This is a genomic window from Acidobacteriota bacterium, from assembly GCA_026393755.1.
Lineage (GTDB): Bacteria > Acidobacteriota > Vicinamibacteria > Vicinamibacterales > JAKQTR01 > JBAXOX01.
This window is the reverse complement of sequence record JAPKZO010000032.1, coordinates 203,397-218,289: the sequence shown is the minus strand read 5'-3', so window position 1 is coordinate 218,289 and position 14,893 is coordinate 203,397. Positions and strand designations below refer to the sequence as shown.

At 66.5% G+C, this 14,893-nt stretch carries 13 protein-coding genes; 8 read left to right on the top strand and 5 right to left on the bottom strand.

Annotation, left to right across the window (positions count from 1 at the left end; all coding sequences use genetic code 11):
* The first annotated feature begins 37 nt into the window (after window positions 1-37).
* On the top strand, window positions 38-3,316 hold the full coding sequence (locus tag NTV05_14605) for a fused MFS/spermidine synthase (protein MCX6545629.1): 3,279 nt from the start codon (window positions 38-40) through the stop codon (window positions 3,314-3,316).
* A gap of 282 nt (window positions 3,317-3,598) precedes the next feature.
* The gene (gene pal, locus NTV05_14600; protein MCX6545628.1) at window positions 3,599-4,180 is read left to right on the top strand and encodes a peptidoglycan-associated lipoprotein Pal; all 582 of its coding nucleotides are present in this window, start codon (window positions 3,599-3,601) and stop codon (window positions 4,178-4,180) included.
* Here pal and pyrF read toward each other — a convergent pair.
* The 3 genes from pyrF to NTV05_14585 all read right to left on the bottom strand — a co-directional run bounded on the left by pyrF (window position 4,164) and on the right by NTV05_14585 (window position 6,712).
* Complete coding sequence (gene pyrF / locus NTV05_14595) at window positions 4,164-4,904, bottom strand: orotidine-5'-phosphate decarboxylase (protein ID MCX6545627.1); 741 nt, start codon at window positions 4,902-4,904, stop codon at window positions 4,164-4,166. The genes pal and pyrF overlap by 17 nt on opposite strands.
* 69 nt (window positions 4,905-4,973) lie before the next feature.
* Entirely contained in the window at window positions 4,974-5,897 is a 924-nt protein-coding gene (locus NTV05_14590; protein ID MCX6545626.1) for a dihydroorotate dehydrogenase, read from the bottom strand.
* Window positions 5,894-6,712, bottom strand: coding sequence for a dihydroorotate dehydrogenase electron transfer subunit (locus tag NTV05_14585; GenBank protein ID MCX6545625.1), 819 nt, complete (start codon window positions 6,710-6,712; stop codon window positions 5,894-5,896). Before NTV05_14585 ends, NTV05_14590 begins: the two co-directional genes overlap by 4 nt.
* Before the next feature lie 51 nt (window positions 6,713-6,763).
* Between NTV05_14585 and NTV05_14580 the strand changes: the two genes are divergently transcribed.
* The 6 genes from NTV05_14580 (at window position 6,764) to NTV05_14555 (ending at window position 13,082) form a co-directional block, all read left to right on the top strand.
* Window positions 6,764-8,506: an alkaline phosphatase family protein gene (locus tag NTV05_14580; GenBank protein ID MCX6545624.1), complete on the top strand. Its 1,743-nt coding sequence runs from the start codon at window positions 6,764-6,766 to the stop codon at window positions 8,504-8,506.
* 234 nt (window positions 8,507-8,740) lie between these two features.
* The gene (gene pyrR, locus NTV05_14575; protein MCX6545623.1) at window positions 8,741-9,289 is read left to right on the top strand and encodes a bifunctional pyr operon transcriptional regulator/uracil phosphoribosyltransferase PyrR; all 549 of its coding nucleotides are present in this window, start codon (window positions 8,741-8,743) and stop codon (window positions 9,287-9,289) included.
* Entirely contained in the window at window positions 9,286-10,239 is a 954-nt protein-coding gene (locus NTV05_14570) for an aspartate carbamoyltransferase catalytic subunit (protein MCX6545622.1), read from the top strand. The genes pyrR and NTV05_14570 overlap by 4 nt, the downstream gene beginning before the upstream one ends.
* Entirely contained in the window at window positions 10,223-11,560 is a 1,338-nt protein-coding gene (locus tag NTV05_14565; GenBank protein ID MCX6545621.1) for a dihydroorotase, read from the top strand. Before NTV05_14570 ends, NTV05_14565 begins: the two co-directional genes overlap by 17 nt.
* Window positions 11,557-12,177, top strand: coding sequence for a phosphoribosyltransferase family protein (locus NTV05_14560; GenBank protein ID MCX6545620.1), 621 nt, complete (start codon window positions 11,557-11,559; stop codon window positions 12,175-12,177). Before NTV05_14565 ends, NTV05_14560 begins: the two co-directional genes overlap by 4 nt.
* Window positions 12,144-13,082: a TIGR02757 family protein gene (locus NTV05_14555; protein MCX6545619.1), complete on the top strand. Its 939-nt coding sequence runs from the start codon at window positions 12,144-12,146 to the stop codon at window positions 13,080-13,082. Before NTV05_14560 ends, NTV05_14555 begins: the two co-directional genes overlap by 34 nt.
* Here NTV05_14555 and NTV05_14550 read toward each other — a convergent pair.
* Both NTV05_14550 and NTV05_14545 read right to left on the bottom strand, forming a co-directional pair.
* Complete coding sequence (locus tag NTV05_14550; GenBank protein ID MCX6545618.1) at window positions 12,982-14,115, bottom strand: glycosyltransferase family 4 protein; 1,134 nt, start codon at window positions 14,113-14,115, stop codon at window positions 12,982-12,984. The genes NTV05_14555 and NTV05_14550 overlap by 101 nt on opposite strands.
* Window positions 14,115-14,867, bottom strand: coding sequence for a glycosyltransferase family 2 protein (locus NTV05_14545; protein ID MCX6545617.1), 753 nt, complete (start codon window positions 14,865-14,867; stop codon window positions 14,115-14,117). The genes NTV05_14550 and NTV05_14545 overlap by 1 nt, the downstream gene beginning before the upstream one ends.
* Between the last annotated feature and the right edge of the window lie 26 nt (window positions 14,868-14,893).

Genomic DNA, 14,893 nt, shown 5'->3' with positions numbered 1-14,893 from the left:
GGTAGAATCTGCCCGCAACGCGGACGCCAGGAAGTCCATGACTCAGAACCGTCGAGACGGGTTCACCCAGACCGCTCTCCAGCCACGCCACTGGCCGTTGCTGACCATCTATGCGATGTCTGGAGCTGCCGCCCTGATCTACGAAGTCGTCTGGACGCGGGTGTTCGGCCTGCTCATGGGCCACGGAACAGCCGCCATCAGCACGGTGCTGGCGGCCTATATGGGCGGCATGGCAGCAGGTGCGCTGGTGGCAGGGCAACTGGCGCCGTCATGGTCCCGGCGGCGGGCCCTTCGTATCTACGCGGGTCTCGAGGTGACCATCGCCGCAAGCGCCATACTGGTGCCCTTCGGCCTTGAAGCGTGCAAACCGATGCTGGCGGCTGTGTATGGCCACGATGGCGCCGGGTGGCTGTTCGGTGCCGTACGTCTGGCCATCAGTCTTGCGCTGCTGGCGCTGCCGACGGCCGCCATGGGAGCGACTTTCCCGGCAGCGACGCGGTGGCTGGTTCGCGAGGCCGGCCACCCCGGTGGCGAAGCCGGTGCGCTGTACGCCGCCAACACGCTGGGTGCGTCCGTCGGCGCGCTGGCAGCAGGTTTCCTGCTGATGCCGCAGTTCGGCGCACGCCAGACCGTGGCCACCGCGATCGCGATCAATGTGATGGCCGCGATGGCGGCGTTCCGAATCGCCGCACGATCTTCTGAGCCACCGGGTCCAGTCGCGCCCCCTGTCTTCTCGGTGCCGAATCGCCGCGCAACGACTGCGCGGAATCGACGGTATCGGCTCGACCCGCCCGGCCAGACTCTCGAGTTGCCGCCGCCCCGGCCCTGGCTTGCGGCGGTGGCCCTGGCGCTGTCCGGTTGTGCGGCGCTCATCTCGGAAGTCACCTGGACGCGGGTGCTTGCGCTGGTGCTCGGCCCCACCACGTACGCGTTCAGTGCCATGCTGGTGATCTTCATCGGCGGCCTCGCCCTTGGCGCGGCCTTTGGGACATGGCTGGCGCGAAGGACGCGTCAGCCAGTCTTCTGGCTCGGTGCGGCCCTGGCGCTCACCACGATCGGCTCGGTTGGGATCTCCACATTCATCAACCGTCTTCCGCTGATCATCGCCGAGGCGGCAGCGGCCCCCGATTTTGCCCTTGTGCGAATGATCGGGCTGCAGGCGCTCCTTGGCGCCGCGGTCCTGCTACCCATGACGAGCGCCCTCGGTGCGGCCTTTCCGCTCGCGCTGGCTGTCGCGACCCGTGACGTCGATGGGGCGTCTCACGATGTCGCCGGGATCTACGCGGCCAACACGGCCGGCGCCATCGTCGGTGCGCTGTTGGCAGGTTTCGTACTCGTTCCCATGCTGGGCCTGCAGCACACCGTGCAAGTATCCGCGGCGTTGGGCGTCGTCGGAAGCGCCATCGTCTTGTCGATGCCACCCCGCACGTACCATCCCCGCATCGTCGGGATGTTGATACCGGGCCTGGCTCTGGCCGCGGCACTCATTGTTCCCGCCTGGGATGTCGAACTGCTGGCGAGCGGTGCCTACAAGTACGCGCCCTACCTGACAGGTCTCGATGCCGAGTCCGCTCTTCGGGCAGGCACGGTGCTGTACTACGCCGATGGCGCGATCGGCACCGTCTCAGTCAAACGCACAGCCGGGACGACGACGCTCGCCATCGACGGCAAGATCGACGCATCGGACGGCGGCGACATGCTGACGCAGAAACTGCTCGGGCATCTGCCGATGCTGATGCATCCGGCGCCGCGACGAGCGTGCGTGATCGGCCTCGGCAGCGGCGTGACGCTGGCCGCCGTGCTGCGTCACCCGGTGCGGAACGTGGATGTAATCGAGATCTCTCCCGAGGTTGTGCGCGCGTCGGAGTTCTTCCGGGACGTCAATCACAACGCGCTGGCCGATGCGCGCGCGCAGCTGGTCGTTGGCGACGGGCGTTCGCATTTGCTCCTGACCCGCACCGCCTACGATGTCATCATTTCAGAGCCGTCAAACCCATGGATCGCGGGGATGGCAGCGCTTTTCACTCGCGAGTTCTTCGATGCTGTGCGCCTCCGGCTCGCACCCGGCGGAATCGCCTGTCAGTGGGCGCACGCCTACGACATGCGGGAATCCGATCTGCGATCGATCGTGGCGACCTTCGCCTCCGTCTTTCCAGAGACTTCCCTGTGGCTGGTCGGAGAATCGGACGTGCTGCTGATTGGGTCGACGACGCGGCTCGATCTGCGGGCGGCGCGTCTCGCAGACTTTTGGAACACACGAGAGGTTGCCGGCGATCTTCGATCGGTCGACGCGACGCGGCCGTTCTCGGTGCTGTCTCTGCTCGCGGGTGATCCTCGACAGGTTCTTGCGTACGCCGCGCACGCGCCGCTCCAGTCTGACGATCGACTGGCCCTCGAGTACTCGGCGCCCAAAGCGATCTACGGACGCGGGGGCACGACGGCCGTTGAGGAGCTTCCCAGATTCTTCCAAGCTGAGAATCTGCCGGATGATTTCTCGCGTCTTCTGAGGTACGCATCGGCCTCCGACTGGGTCGACCGAGGACGCCTGCTCCTGCGAGCCGAAGCCCCGCGCCAGGCCTGGGAGAGTTTTGTTCGTGCAATCGGGCTTGACACGAAAGATCGCGGGGCGCTTGACGGTCTCACCAGGGCGGCTCTGCCAGCCAACCGGGCGCCCGAAGCGTTGGTTCTGTTGCGGCGGCTGCTGACGCAGGATCCGGCCAATTCGGCGGCCGGCGTCGCGCTGTCGCGCCTTTTGGCATCGCACGACGAGTGGGACGAAGCCGTGCGCGTTGCGCGGGAAGCCGCCCGGCGCACGCCGGCCGACCCAGCCGTGTGGGAACAACTTGCCTCGCTCGCGGCCGATCGCGGGGCGGCAGAGACGCTGGCGCCGCTTGTCACGGCGATGAGTCGTGATTTTCCCGACCGGCCCGATACGTCCTACTACTCAGCCGTGCTGCATTTCTTCGAAGGCCGATCTGATGAAGCGGCGAGGCTGGCCCGAGTCGTTCTGGAAGCCGATCCGGCGCACGCACGCGCCTGGGCCCTGCTGGGCGCGTCGCTGGCATCGATGGGACGCGGCAACGAAGCGCGGGACGCGTTCGAATCGGCGATACGCGTGGACCCCAGATCACCCTCCGTCTACTTCAATCTGGGGCTCCTGAGCCGCGACAGCGGAGATGAGCACGCCGCAGTTGCGCGCTTTGCCGAGGCGCTCTCGGTAGATCCTTCCTACGAACCCGCCCGCGCCGCTCTGGCTGACCAACTGGAACGGCGGGGCGCCGCGGATCGGGCAGCACGGCTCAGGCAGCCTCGGTGACTCTCTCACGTCGGGCGACTCCATCGTCGCGTTCGGCGCGCGATGTGGCTTCAAGCAGTCGATCCACGCGTGCATTGTACTGTGGAGTTCAGCGGATGCGACGGGACGTGGTCGGACACCAGGTGATTCATCATGTGTGTCGAGCGCGCAGACGGACGCGCGTTTGACAGCACGGCCGGAAAGCCGTAGATTCCAGTTGAGAATCGTACTGGTAGGCGGTTTGTCCTCGCCGGCCGGTCTGCGTGCATGACCGGCCCCCGACAATCACAAGGAGAGAGCCTGATGACCCGCTTTGTTCGAATCCTCGTGCTCGCGGTGGCCTGCGCGGCCGTCGGAGCATCGGTATCGTGTTCGAAGAAGGCTCCGGTGACCGCGCCGACGCCGCCGCCCCCGCCGCCACCCGTGATACCGCCGCCGCCGCCGCCCCCGCCACCACCTCCGCCGCCACCCCCGCCCCCGCCGGCGCCAAGACCGTTGACCGAAGACGAGTTGTTCGCCCGGAAGAGCCTCGCCGACCTCAATGCGGAGAAGCCGCTACAGGACGTGTTCTTTGATTACGACCAGGCGGTCCTGCGTGACGATGCCCGCGCGGCGGTGCAGAAGAACGCTGACTGGCTCAAGCGCTGGACCGGCGCCAAGATCGTGATCGAGGGACATTGCGACGCACGGGGCACCAGCGAATACAACATGGCGCTCGGGGAGCGCCGGGCGGCGGCTGTCCGCGACTACGTGGCCAGTCTCGGGATTGCGGCCGATCGCGTGATGGTCGTGAGTAAGGGGAAGGAGTCGCCGTCCTGTTCCGAGGAGAACGAGGCCTGCTGGTCGCAGAACCGGCGCGGCCACTTCGTCATCTCGGCAAAGTAACGCCCGCCTCCTCCGCCAGAGCCTTCGCGGCCGCGAGTGGATCTGGCGCGGCGATGATCGGCCGGCCAACGACGATGAAGCTGGCGCCAGCGGCCATCGCTGCGCCAGCCGTCATCGTCCGGGCCTGATCATCGCGCTTGCGGCCGGCGTCGTCGGGATCGTGCGCCCGGATGCCGGGCGTGACCAGCACGAACTGATCGCCGCGGTCCGCGCGCAGGCGAGCCACCTCGTGCGGCGAGGCCACCACGCCGTCCAGTCCCGCCTCCTGGGCGAGCCAGGCGAGCGCGTCGACCTGATCGAGAATCGACCGCTGGATGCCGACTGACGCGATCGTGTTCTGATCGAAGCTCGTCAGGACCGTGATGGCAATGATGAGCGGGGGCGTCACGCCGGCCGCGGCCGCGCTCGCCCGCGCGGCTTCGCCGGCCGCCTTCATCATCGCGAGACCTCCGCTGGCGTGCACATCGATCATCCAGGCGCCGAGTCTGGCTGCCTCGGCTGCCGCTGCCGCGACGGTGTTCGGGATGTCGTGGTACTTCAGATCGAGGAAGACCCGGTGGCCGCGCTCGGTGAGGCGGCGGATGATTTCAGGCCCGGCTGCGGTGAATAACTGGCTGCCGACTTTGACGGCGCCAACCACGCCCCGCAACCGGTCAGCCAGAGCCAGCGCGCTCGACGGGCTGTCCACATCCAGCGCGACAATGATCGGATTCTGAGCAGTCATGCCAACAGCGTCCCCAGAACGGTGTACACCCGGTTCTGACACCCCTAAGCGCAGAGCGTGAAACCGTATCTAGTCGCGATCGATGTTCAACGTCCCCACCAGGTCGGCGACGCGTTCGATGCCGTGCCGCTCGAGGTACTCGTCGAGACCAGCGATCAACTTCGTCCAGATGAACGGATCGACAAAGCACGCCGTGCCCACTTGCACGGCGGTCGCACCGGCGATCATGAACTCGAGAACATCCCGCGCGGAGGCGATGCCCCCCATGCCGATAATCGGGATGTGCACGGCGCGCGCGCAGTCGTACACCATCCGCACGGCGATTGGCCTGATGGCGGGTCCGCTCAATCCACCCACGACATTGGAGAGTCTTGGCCGCCGCGTCTCGACGTCGATGGCCATCGCCAGAAACGTATTGACGAGCGATACCGCGTCGGCGCCCGCCTCTTCGGCCGCCTTGGCGAATGACGACACACTGGACACATTGGGCGTCAGCTTCGGGATGATCGGCAGTCGCGTCGCCTGGCGCACGGCGCTGACGACGGCATGGGTGCTGGCGAGATCGCAACCGAACTGAATGCCCCCTTCCTTGATGTTGGGACACGAAATGTTCAGCTCGAGCGCTGCGACGCCCTCGACATCCGAGAGGATGCGGGCCAGTTCCACATACTCACTAATGGTCGATCCACAGATGTTGACGATGACCACCGCGCCGAGACGCCGCAACTCCGGCATCTTCTCACGGACGAACCGGTGGACGCCGATGCCCTGGAGCCCGATCGCGTTCAGCATGCCCGACGGCGTTTCGACGATCCGCGGCGGCGGATGACCCTCTCGTTCAGCTAGAAAGAGGCCCTTGACGGCGATAGCACCGAGGCTCGCCAGGTCGACCACGTCCGCGTACTCGAGGCCGTAACCGAAACAGCCGCTGGCTGGGATGACGGGGTTCTTCAGCACCAGCGAGCCGATGCAGACGCTCAGATCAGCCTTCATTCCCACACCAGATCATCGCCACGAAACACCGGGCCGTTCAGACACGAGCGCACAAAGTGCGCGTGCCCGTCTTCGTCTCGAACACGGATCACGCAGCTGTAGCATCCGCCCATGCCGCATCCCATGATCCGCTCGGTCGACAGCTGGGACGGGCGTTGGTAGCGGCGGGCCAGATCGGCGACCGCCTTGAGCATGGGTTCAGGCCCGCAGGCGTACAGCGTGAGGCCGGCTGATGCGGGCTGCGCCGAGAGCGCGCGCTCGAGCGGCACGGTCACGCGGCCGTCGGTGCCGCGGCTGCCGTCTTCGGTCGCCAGTTCAAGTGCGACGCCACGGCTCTCGAACCAGTCAAGATAGAACAGGTCTGTGTGGCTGCGGCCGCCGTAGAAGAGCCGCGTCCTCGTGCCCGCTGACCGAAGCTCTTCGGTGAGCGTGGCGAACGGCGCCAGGCCCACGCCTCCGGCCACCATCCATGCCTCCGACGGCGGGCCGACTGTGGCGAAGGGCTTGCCGAGCGGACCGAGACAGTCGAGGTGATCACCGACCGCCGCCTCGAACAGGCGCGACGTAGCGGCGCCGACGCGCTTGCAGAAAACCGATATCGCGTACGGTGTGGCGTCGGCTCGCCGGAGCACCTCGAAGACCGAGAATGGCCGCCGAAGCAGCGGGTCCGTGCCGCCCACGGTCCGGACCATCACGAACTGACCGGCCCGTGCCGACGCCGCGATCGCCGGGGCCGCTAGCACGAGTACGTTGTAGTCCGCCGACAGGTGGGTGTTCGAAAGCACCTCGGCGTGCACATCGACCGGAGCAGCCATGGAGAAAGTATACCGTTGGAGGTGTAAAGTACGGGCCGGAGCCTGAGCGACGTGCGATATCTTCGAATGCTCACCAATGCGGTCATTGCCGGCGTGGCCGTCGCGCTGTACATCGCCGTGCTCATGCTGCAACTCAACCCGCACTACTCGCTGGCAGGCTTTCCGGCGCTTGTACTGACGCTGGTCGCCTCCTACGGCCTCAACGTCGCGGCTGTCTTCTATGGGTTGATCGTGGTGCACCAGGTGGTGGCGGCCGAGCCGATCTCGCCCGGCTGGATCAGCTTCCGCGTGCTCGTGTGGCTCTGCGCGATTGGCGCGGGGACGGGCGCAGCTCTGACTTGGACGAACCTGCAGGGCTTTGGTCCCGTGCTCGACCCGTCGACCGTGCTGCGGATGACGGGCGGGGCGGTGGCCCTCACGCTGTGTGCCGCCTTCATGCTGATGCTGGCAATCTGGCATCGATGGAGGGCCCCCCTGGGCTCGAAGTACGAACCGGTCCTGCTGGCGTTGCTTCTGATGGCGTCGGTGGCCGTGCCGATGACGTTTCGGGGCCCCGGCACCGATGCCACCAGACCGCCGCGCGACGCGGGCGGCCTCGCCGCGACGGCCGAAGCAGCGGGCGAAAGCCGGGTCACCCTGCTGCTGTTTGAAGGCGCCTCGCTCGATGTCATCGCGCCGGGAGCCGCCGATGGACGTCTGCCGCATTTCGGACGGCTGGCTCAGTCGGCGGCGTTCATGCACGTCGCGACGATCCGTCCCACTCAGCCAGGCACGGTGTGGACCGCCGCGGCGACGGGCAAACTGCCGGTGAAGACCGGCATCAGGTCGGCGGCCACGTACTGGCCCGTTGGCGGCACGGACGCGATCGAGGTGCTGCCGGATTCGTGTTTTGCGCACGCGCTCGTGCGGTTTGGTTTCCTTCGACAGCAGCTTCATACGAGCCGCGACCTGACGGCGCGATCACTCTGGAACATCCTCAGCCAGCAGGGCGTCCCAGTCGGGATCATCAACTGGTCCGTCACGCAGCCGGCGCGCGAACTGCGTGGGTACCAGGTGAGCGATGAGTTCGCGCAGTTGGCGGGATCGAGCGTCGACCTCGACAACACCGAGGGCGCCTGGCCGCGCGAAGCGGCGAGTGTGGCCGCTGCCGCGCTCACCAATCCCGGAGTCGATACGCGGGGAGCGCCGGCGCCGGCCCGCAGCGATGCGAGCGAACTGATCGCGAGCACGTGCCGTTCAGACCGCGCGTACGAGCGGATGGCCACCGATCTGGAGGGATCCTTCCCCAGCCGGTTCCGAGCCGTTCGGTACAGATGTCTTGATGCGGCGGGGCACTATCTGCTTCGCTATGCGCAGCCCAATCCGTTTGGCGATGTGTCCGCCGAGGACGTCGAGCGATACAACCTCGCACTCGGCGGATTCTACGCAGCCGCCGACGCCGCTGTGGGCCGGGCGATTGCCGGGATGCGGCCGGGAGACCTGTTGATCGTGATGTCCGGCTTCGGCATGGACCCGATGGACATCGGGAAACAGTTGCTGGAGAGGACATTTGGCAACCCCGTGCCGACCGGTACTCACGAGCGCGCGCCGGATGGATTCATGTTTGTGTTCGGGTCGGCCGTCACGCCTGGCCGATATGCCCGGGCGTCGATTGTCGACCTCGTACCGACGGTGTTGTACTTCTTCGGACTGCCGGTGGGCCGCGACATGGATGGATTTGCCAGGACCGACATCTTCAGCCGGGACTTCACGACGCACCGGCCGATTACGTACATCCCCACATACGAGCGGTAGCGGTATACTTAGGTAGCTCTTTAACGGTGGCCCGAGAGGCCACAAAGAGGCACATCGTGAACCATCGCCGCACTCCGCCTGACTCCCGGTCGGCTTCCCGACCGACGTTCAACCTCGCTTCCCGAATCCCGAATCCCGAATCCCGATTCCCGAACCCCGCCTGCCACGCCGAAGTCCTTCGACAGGCTCAGGACGAAGGCGCGAATCCCGACTCTCCGTTCCCAGGAGGATTCCATGCCCATCGTGATGGATGCCGATCGCGTCAGCCGATCGCTCATGAGGATCGCGCACGAGATCGTCGAGCGCAACCGCGGCGTCGACCAACTCGCACTGGTCGGCGTGCGGACTCGCGGCGTGCCGATTGCCCGCCGGCTGGCCTCGCTCCTGCTGACGATCACGGGCCGTGAGGTGCCTAACGGCGCCCTCGACATCACGCTCTACCGAGACGACCTGATGCGGCACGCGGTGGGCCCGCAGCCCATCGTCCGGCCCACCGAGATCCCGTTCTCCATCGACGACCGCCACATCATCCTCGTCGACGATGTGCTGTTCACCGGGCGCACCATCAGGGCGGCGCTCGACGCCCTGATCGACTTTGGCCGCCCGCGCACGATCCAGCTCGTTGTGCTGGTCGACCGTGGCCACCGGGAGCTGCCGATCAAGGCCGACTACGTCGGCAAGAACCTGCCGACTGCGCTGGCCGAGACGATCCGGGTCCGCCTCTCCGAGGTCGACGAGGTCGACGAGGTGAGCATCGAGCGCGCGGAAGGAGACCAGGCATGAGCGAGACAGCCAGTCGTCTGCGGGGCAAGGACCTGCTCGGGATTGCCGACCTTGACGTGTCGGAAATCAATCTGATCCTGGACACCGCGGAGGCGATGAAGGAAGTCGCGTCGCGGTCCATCAAGAAGGTACCGACGTTGCGGGGCAAGACGGTCATCAATCTGTTCTTCGAACCGTCAACGCGGACGCGAACGTCGTTCGAGATTGCGGAGAAACGGTTGAGCGCAGACACCCTGAACATCGCGATCGCGATGTCGAGCGTCGTGAAGGGTGAGACGTTGATCGACACCGCGCTCAACCTCGAGGCGATTGCGCCGGCCATCATGGTGGTTCGACACGCTTCGTCGGGCGCATGCCACCTGCTGGCGCGCACCTGCCGGGCGGGAATCGTGAACGCGGGGGACGGAACGCACGAGCACCCGACGCAGGGCCTGCTCGACGCCTTCACCATCCGCGAACGCAAGGGCCGGATTGCCGGGCTGAAGATCGCGATTGTCGGCGATCTGCTCCACAGCCGCGTGTTCCGGTCGAACATCCTGCTGTTGACCAAGCTTGGCGCCGACGTCTGGGCCTGCGGCCCGCCAACGCTGATGCCCCCGGGGCTCGATCGGCTCGGCGTCCATGCGACCACCCGCGTCGACGAAGCGGTCGACGGGGCGGACGCGATCATGATGCTGCGCATTCAACTCGAGCGCATGCAGGGCGGCTTCTTCCCGTCGCTGCGGGAGTACTTCACCGTGTTCGGGATGACGCCGGAGCGTGTGCGGCTTGCCAAGCCCGATGCCATCATCATGCACCCCGGGCCGATGAACCGTGGGGTCGAGATCGCATCGGAGGTCGCGGACGGGCCCGCGTCGGTCATCCTCGATCAGGTGACCAACGGCGTGGCTGTTCGCATGGCGGTGCTCTACCTGCTGGCCGGAGGAGGCGAGAATGAAGCTGCTGCTTAAAGGCGCCCGCGTCGTCGACCCGGCATCCGGCATCGATGGGATTCGCGACGTGCTGGTGGACGGCGATCGAATCTCCCGGGTGGACACGTCGATTCCCGCCGAGGCGGCCGCCGGGGCCCACATCGTGGAACTGGGTCCGTCGCTGGTCGTTGTGCCGGGCCTGATCGACATGCACGTGCACTTGCGCGAGCCGGGCTATGAACACAAGGAGACGGTCGCCAGCGGCACGGCGGCCGCGGTGGCTGGCGGCTTTGCCGCCGTCGCGTGCATGCCGAACACGAACCCGGTCAACGATAACGCGAGCGTGACGCGCTTCATCCTGAAGCAGGCCGCCGCGGCGAATCTGGCCCGCGTGTACCCGATCGGCGCCGTGTCGAACGGATCGAACGGGGAGCACCTGGCCGAGATCGCCGACATGCGAGAAGCCGGGTGCGTCGCCTTTTCCGATGACGGTCGGCCGGTGGCCACCGCGGCGCTGATGCGGCGTGCGCTCGAGTACGCCGGCATGTTCGACATGCCCATCATCGACCACTGCGAAGACCGGTCGCTCGCCGGAGAGGGCGTGGCTCACGAGGGATTCCACGCCGCTCAACTGGGGTTGCGGGGCATCCCGGCGGCGGCCGAAGACGTGATGGTCGAGCGCGACATCGTCCTGGCCCACGCCACCGGCGGGCACGTCCACATCGCCCACCTGAGCACGGCCGGCGCGGTGCGCGCGGTGCGCGCCGGGAAGTCGCGCGGTGCCCGCGTCACCTGCGAGGTGACGCCGCACCACTTCACCCTCTCCGACGAGCGGCTTCGGGCCCCGCTCATCTACGACACCAACCTGAAGATGAATCCGCCGCTCCGGGGCGACACCGACCGGGACGCGCTGCTGGCCGGGATCAGAGACGGATCGATCGACGTCGTGGCGACCGATCATGCGCCGCATCACGCCGACGACAAGAGAGTGGAATTCGACCGCGCGTCGTTCGGCATCGTCGGCCTCGAGACGGCCGTGTCGCTCTGCATCGACGGCCTGGTCCACGCCGGCGTCATCGGCATGGGCCGGCTGGTTGAGCTGCTTTCAGTGAACCCGGCCAGGATTCTCAAGCTGCCTGGCGGGCGGATTGCGCCTGGAGACACCGCGGACATCACGATTCTGGCTCCAGACCTTCAGGTGATCGTGTCCGCCGCCGCGTTCCGCTCCAAGGCCAGGAACACGCCATTTGACGGGTGGCCGCTTCGGGGCGGAGTGGCCGCCACCTTCATCGGGGGCCGCGTCGTCTTTGCCAATGCCGCCGTATCTCAGGCCGCCGGCCTGGAGAGGAGAGAGGTGTGAGAGGTCGTGACGAGATCCGCCAGAAGGCGTTCGACGAACTGCAGCGGGCAGGTGTGCTCATGCTCGACGGCCACTTCGACTATGGCAATGGGTACCACGGCAGGGTGTATCTGAACCCGCACCAGTTGTTCAGGTTTCCCTCGACGATCTGGCGGTTCGCCCAGGATCTGATTGATCTCATGCCGGCGGCGATGATCGAACAGGCCGACGTGGTGGCCGGACCTGCCACCGGCGGGGCGCTGCTGGCGCACACGATTGCCGGCCTGCTCGACAGCCGGCGCAAACTGACGGAACCGGCGCGGCTGTTCGCGCCCTTTGCGCCCGACCACGCCGGCGGCCACACGCTGCGTCCGTTCTACGGCGCGCAGATGGCGGGCAAGCGGGTGTTGATCGCCGACGATGTGCGCAACACCGGCCAGACGTTTGAGCGGTGCGCCGCGCTGGTCGCACAGGCCGGGGGCATCGTGATCGGCACCGTGGAGATCTGTGATCGGCTCGAAGCCATCGTCAATCTCGGGGTCCCGAATGTGGCCGTGGCCGAGTACCGGGCGCCGGATAACTACCCGGTTGCCTCGTGCCCGCTATGTCGCGAGGGACGGGCGATCAGCGCGTTTTAGGGGGCCACACGGCAAACGTCCGCCATCTCAAGCCCGCGCTCGACCGGTTGTACCGCGAGTGTGATTGGAGCGGGCGCATCAGCGATCCGATCGAGCGGGTGCGCCCCTTCACCGATCCGGCCGACACCGAAATTGTCGCTTTCTGTGCAGCCGGCCTCGCGTTTGGCCGTGTGGCCGGCATCCTGGCCTCGATCGATGCCTTGCTTGAGGTGATGGGACCGTCGCCGTCGGCGTTCGTCCGGCGGTTCGAGCCGGAGCGCGACGCCGCACGACTTGAACATCTCGGGCATCGCTGGACGCGCGGGCGGGACCTTGCAGCGCTGCTCTGGACGCTGAAGCAGCTGCTGGAGGATGCCGGATCGCTCGAGCAGTTCTTTATTGACGGCGATACACCCTCGTCGCCGGATATTGGTCCGGGGCTTGATCGCTTCTGTGAGCGTGCGAAACAGGTTGATCTGAGGCGCGTGTACGGGCGCACCGCAGGACGGCCCGGTGTCCACACCTTCTTCGCGCGGCCCTCGGCCGGGAGCGCGTGCAAGCGCCTGAACCTGTTTCTTCGCTGGATGGTGCGTCGCGACGGGATCGACCTCGGCGTCTGGAAGCGCGTTTCGGCGTCGCGCCTGATCATCCCGCTCGACGTGCACGTCGTTCGCGTTGGCCAGTGCCTGGGCCTGACGACCTATCGGACACCGGGCTGGCGGATGGCCGCCGACATCACGGCCTCCCTGCGGACACTCGATCCTGATGATCCGGTGCGCTACGACTTTGCGCTGTGCCACCTCGGGATGCTGAACTTGTGCGGATTCAATCGGCCGGCGGGGGACTCCCATTGCCCGCTGCGGGGCGCATGCCGGCCGCGCGCTCGTAGACCGCAAGCGTCTCGTCCACCATCCGATCCACGCTGAATCGGGCCCGCACCCGTTCCAAGCCCGCGTTGCCCATCTGCGTCCGGAGCGGCGCGTCGTTGAGCAGACGCAGGATGGCCTCGGCCATCGCGGCGGGTTTCTGGGCGGGCACCAGCAGCCCGGTGACCCCGTGCTCCACGACTTCCGGGATGCCTCCCGCGTCGGTCGCCACGACGGGTTTGGACGAGGCCATCGCATCCAGGATCGACGTCCCGAGGCCCTCGGTGATCGAACTCATGACGAACACATCCAGACTCTTGATGAGCGCGAGCACGTTGGGCTGAAAGCCGACGAGCCGGACGTGATGATCGAGCCCCAGCGCCTTGATCTGCCGCTGCAGCTGCGATCGAAGCTCGCCTTCGCCGAAGAGAAGCACTTGCACGTCGGGCAGTCGCTGGACGATGAGGGGCACCGCCTCGATGAGATATCGCTGGCCCTTGTGCGCGACGAGCGCCGCGACGTTGCCGACAACGGGCGCGTGCGGCGGCAGCCAGAGTTCCGTGTGGACGTCTGCCGCGGGAATGGCGGCGATCCGATCGACATCGACGCCCTCGTAGACCGTGATCACGCGATCATCCGGGATGCCATCCTCGACGACCATCGCCCGAATCGCATTCGACGAGCACACGACGCAGTCGGCCAACTTGTATTTCCAGCGGGAAAAGGAGTTCTGCTTGAGATGGAAATCGACGCGGCGCGCGACGACAAACGCCGGCCGTCTCTCGCGGCCGAACATCGACAGCGCCATCGCCGTCATTGCCACCGCATGCGGATCGTGCGCGTGAACGACGTCAGGATTCAATTCGCGCAGCACGCGCGACAACTTGAGCGCCGCCCCGAAATCGACTTCATGCAGCGGCGCCAGGCGAATCAGATCGTGTCCCTCCTGGGCCCGGCGGGCGAGTTCTCCTTTCGGATGAGCTACCAGCGCGGCGCGGTGGCCGCGCGCGCGGAGGCCCATCACCGTCTGGAGAACCTGGCTCTGTCCTCCGCGCCAGGAGACCGCGGTGTCGATGTGGAGGGAAAAGGGCATTACTTCTTACTTCTTCCCATCTCCCATAACTTCACGAACTTCAGGAACACGTAGTACGAATTCAGTATCGACACAATCAACCCTGCCGCGCCGTCGCGAACGCCGCCGCGGGCCAGGTAGTTGCGCAGAAACGCCGCGGGCGGGTGGAACGCGAGCTGAACGGCACTGGCGCGTCGCCCATCCTCGAACATCTGGCGTGCCGAGAGACTCGAGTACCGATCGATCGTGGCCAGATGGTGTGACACGTCCCGGTACGGGTAATGCTGCAGAGCCGAGCCAAGGCGGGCGACCTGGCCCTCGGCGTTGACCGACTCGTGAACGTACCGGCCGGTCCAGCGGGCGCGCCGCCGGTCGTACAGCCGGAGCTGGTAATCAGGGTACCAATCGGTGGACCGAATCCAGCGACCCAGATAATGGCTCACGCGAGGTACGCGGTATCCGGCGCACGGAAGATCGCCTTTCAGGAGTGTCTTGATCTCGCGGGCCAGCTCCGGCGTGACACGTTCGTCCGCGTCGAGCGAGAAGATCCAGTCGCCGGAGGCAATGGAGGCGGCGTAGTTCTTTTGCGCGACGTATCCGGGCCACTCCCGCGTCACGACGCGATCGGTGAATCGCCTGGCAATGGCGACCGTGTCATCCGTACTCTGAGCGTCAACGACCACGATTTCGTCGGCCCACGAGACCGACTCGAGGGCCGCGGCGATGTTCGCCGACTCGTTGAGCGTAACGATCGTGACGGTTAAGCCGGACACGAGGGGGAGTGTACAGCAATCTTTCC

Coding starts and splice junctions, on each gene's coding strand:
- NTV05_14605 (MCX6545629.1), top strand. CDS start 38: ATGACTCAGAACCGTCGAGACGGGTTCACCCAGACCGCTCTCCAGCCA.
- pal (MCX6545628.1), top strand. CDS start 3,599: ATGACCCGCTTTGTTCGAATCCTCGTGCTCGCGGTGGCCTGCGCGGCC.
- pyrF (MCX6545627.1), bottom strand. CDS start 4,904: ATGACTGCTCAGAATCCGATCATTGTCGCGCTGGATGTGGACAGCCCG.
- NTV05_14590 (MCX6545626.1), bottom strand. CDS start 5,897: ATGAAGGCTGATCTGAGCGTCTGCATCGGCTCGCTGGTGCTGAAGAAC.
- NTV05_14585 (MCX6545625.1), bottom strand. CDS start 6,712: ATGGCTGCTCCGGTCGATGTGCACGCCGAGGTGCTTTCGAACACCCAC.
- pyrR (MCX6545623.1), top strand. CDS start 8,741: ATGCCCATCGTGATGGATGCCGATCGCGTCAGCCGATCGCTCATGAGG.
- NTV05_14570 (MCX6545622.1), top strand. CDS start 9,286: ATGAGCGAGACAGCCAGTCGTCTGCGGGGCAAGGACCTGCTCGGGATT.
- NTV05_14565 (MCX6545621.1), top strand. CDS start 10,223: ATGAAGCTGCTGCTTAAAGGCGCCCGCGTCGTCGACCCGGCATCCGGC.
- NTV05_14555 (MCX6545619.1), top strand. CDS start 12,144: ATGTCGCGAGGGACGGGCGATCAGCGCGTTTTAGGGGGCCACACGGCA.
- NTV05_14550 (MCX6545618.1), bottom strand. CDS start 14,115: ATGCCCTTTTCCCTCCACATCGACACCGCGGTCTCCTGGCGCGGAGGA.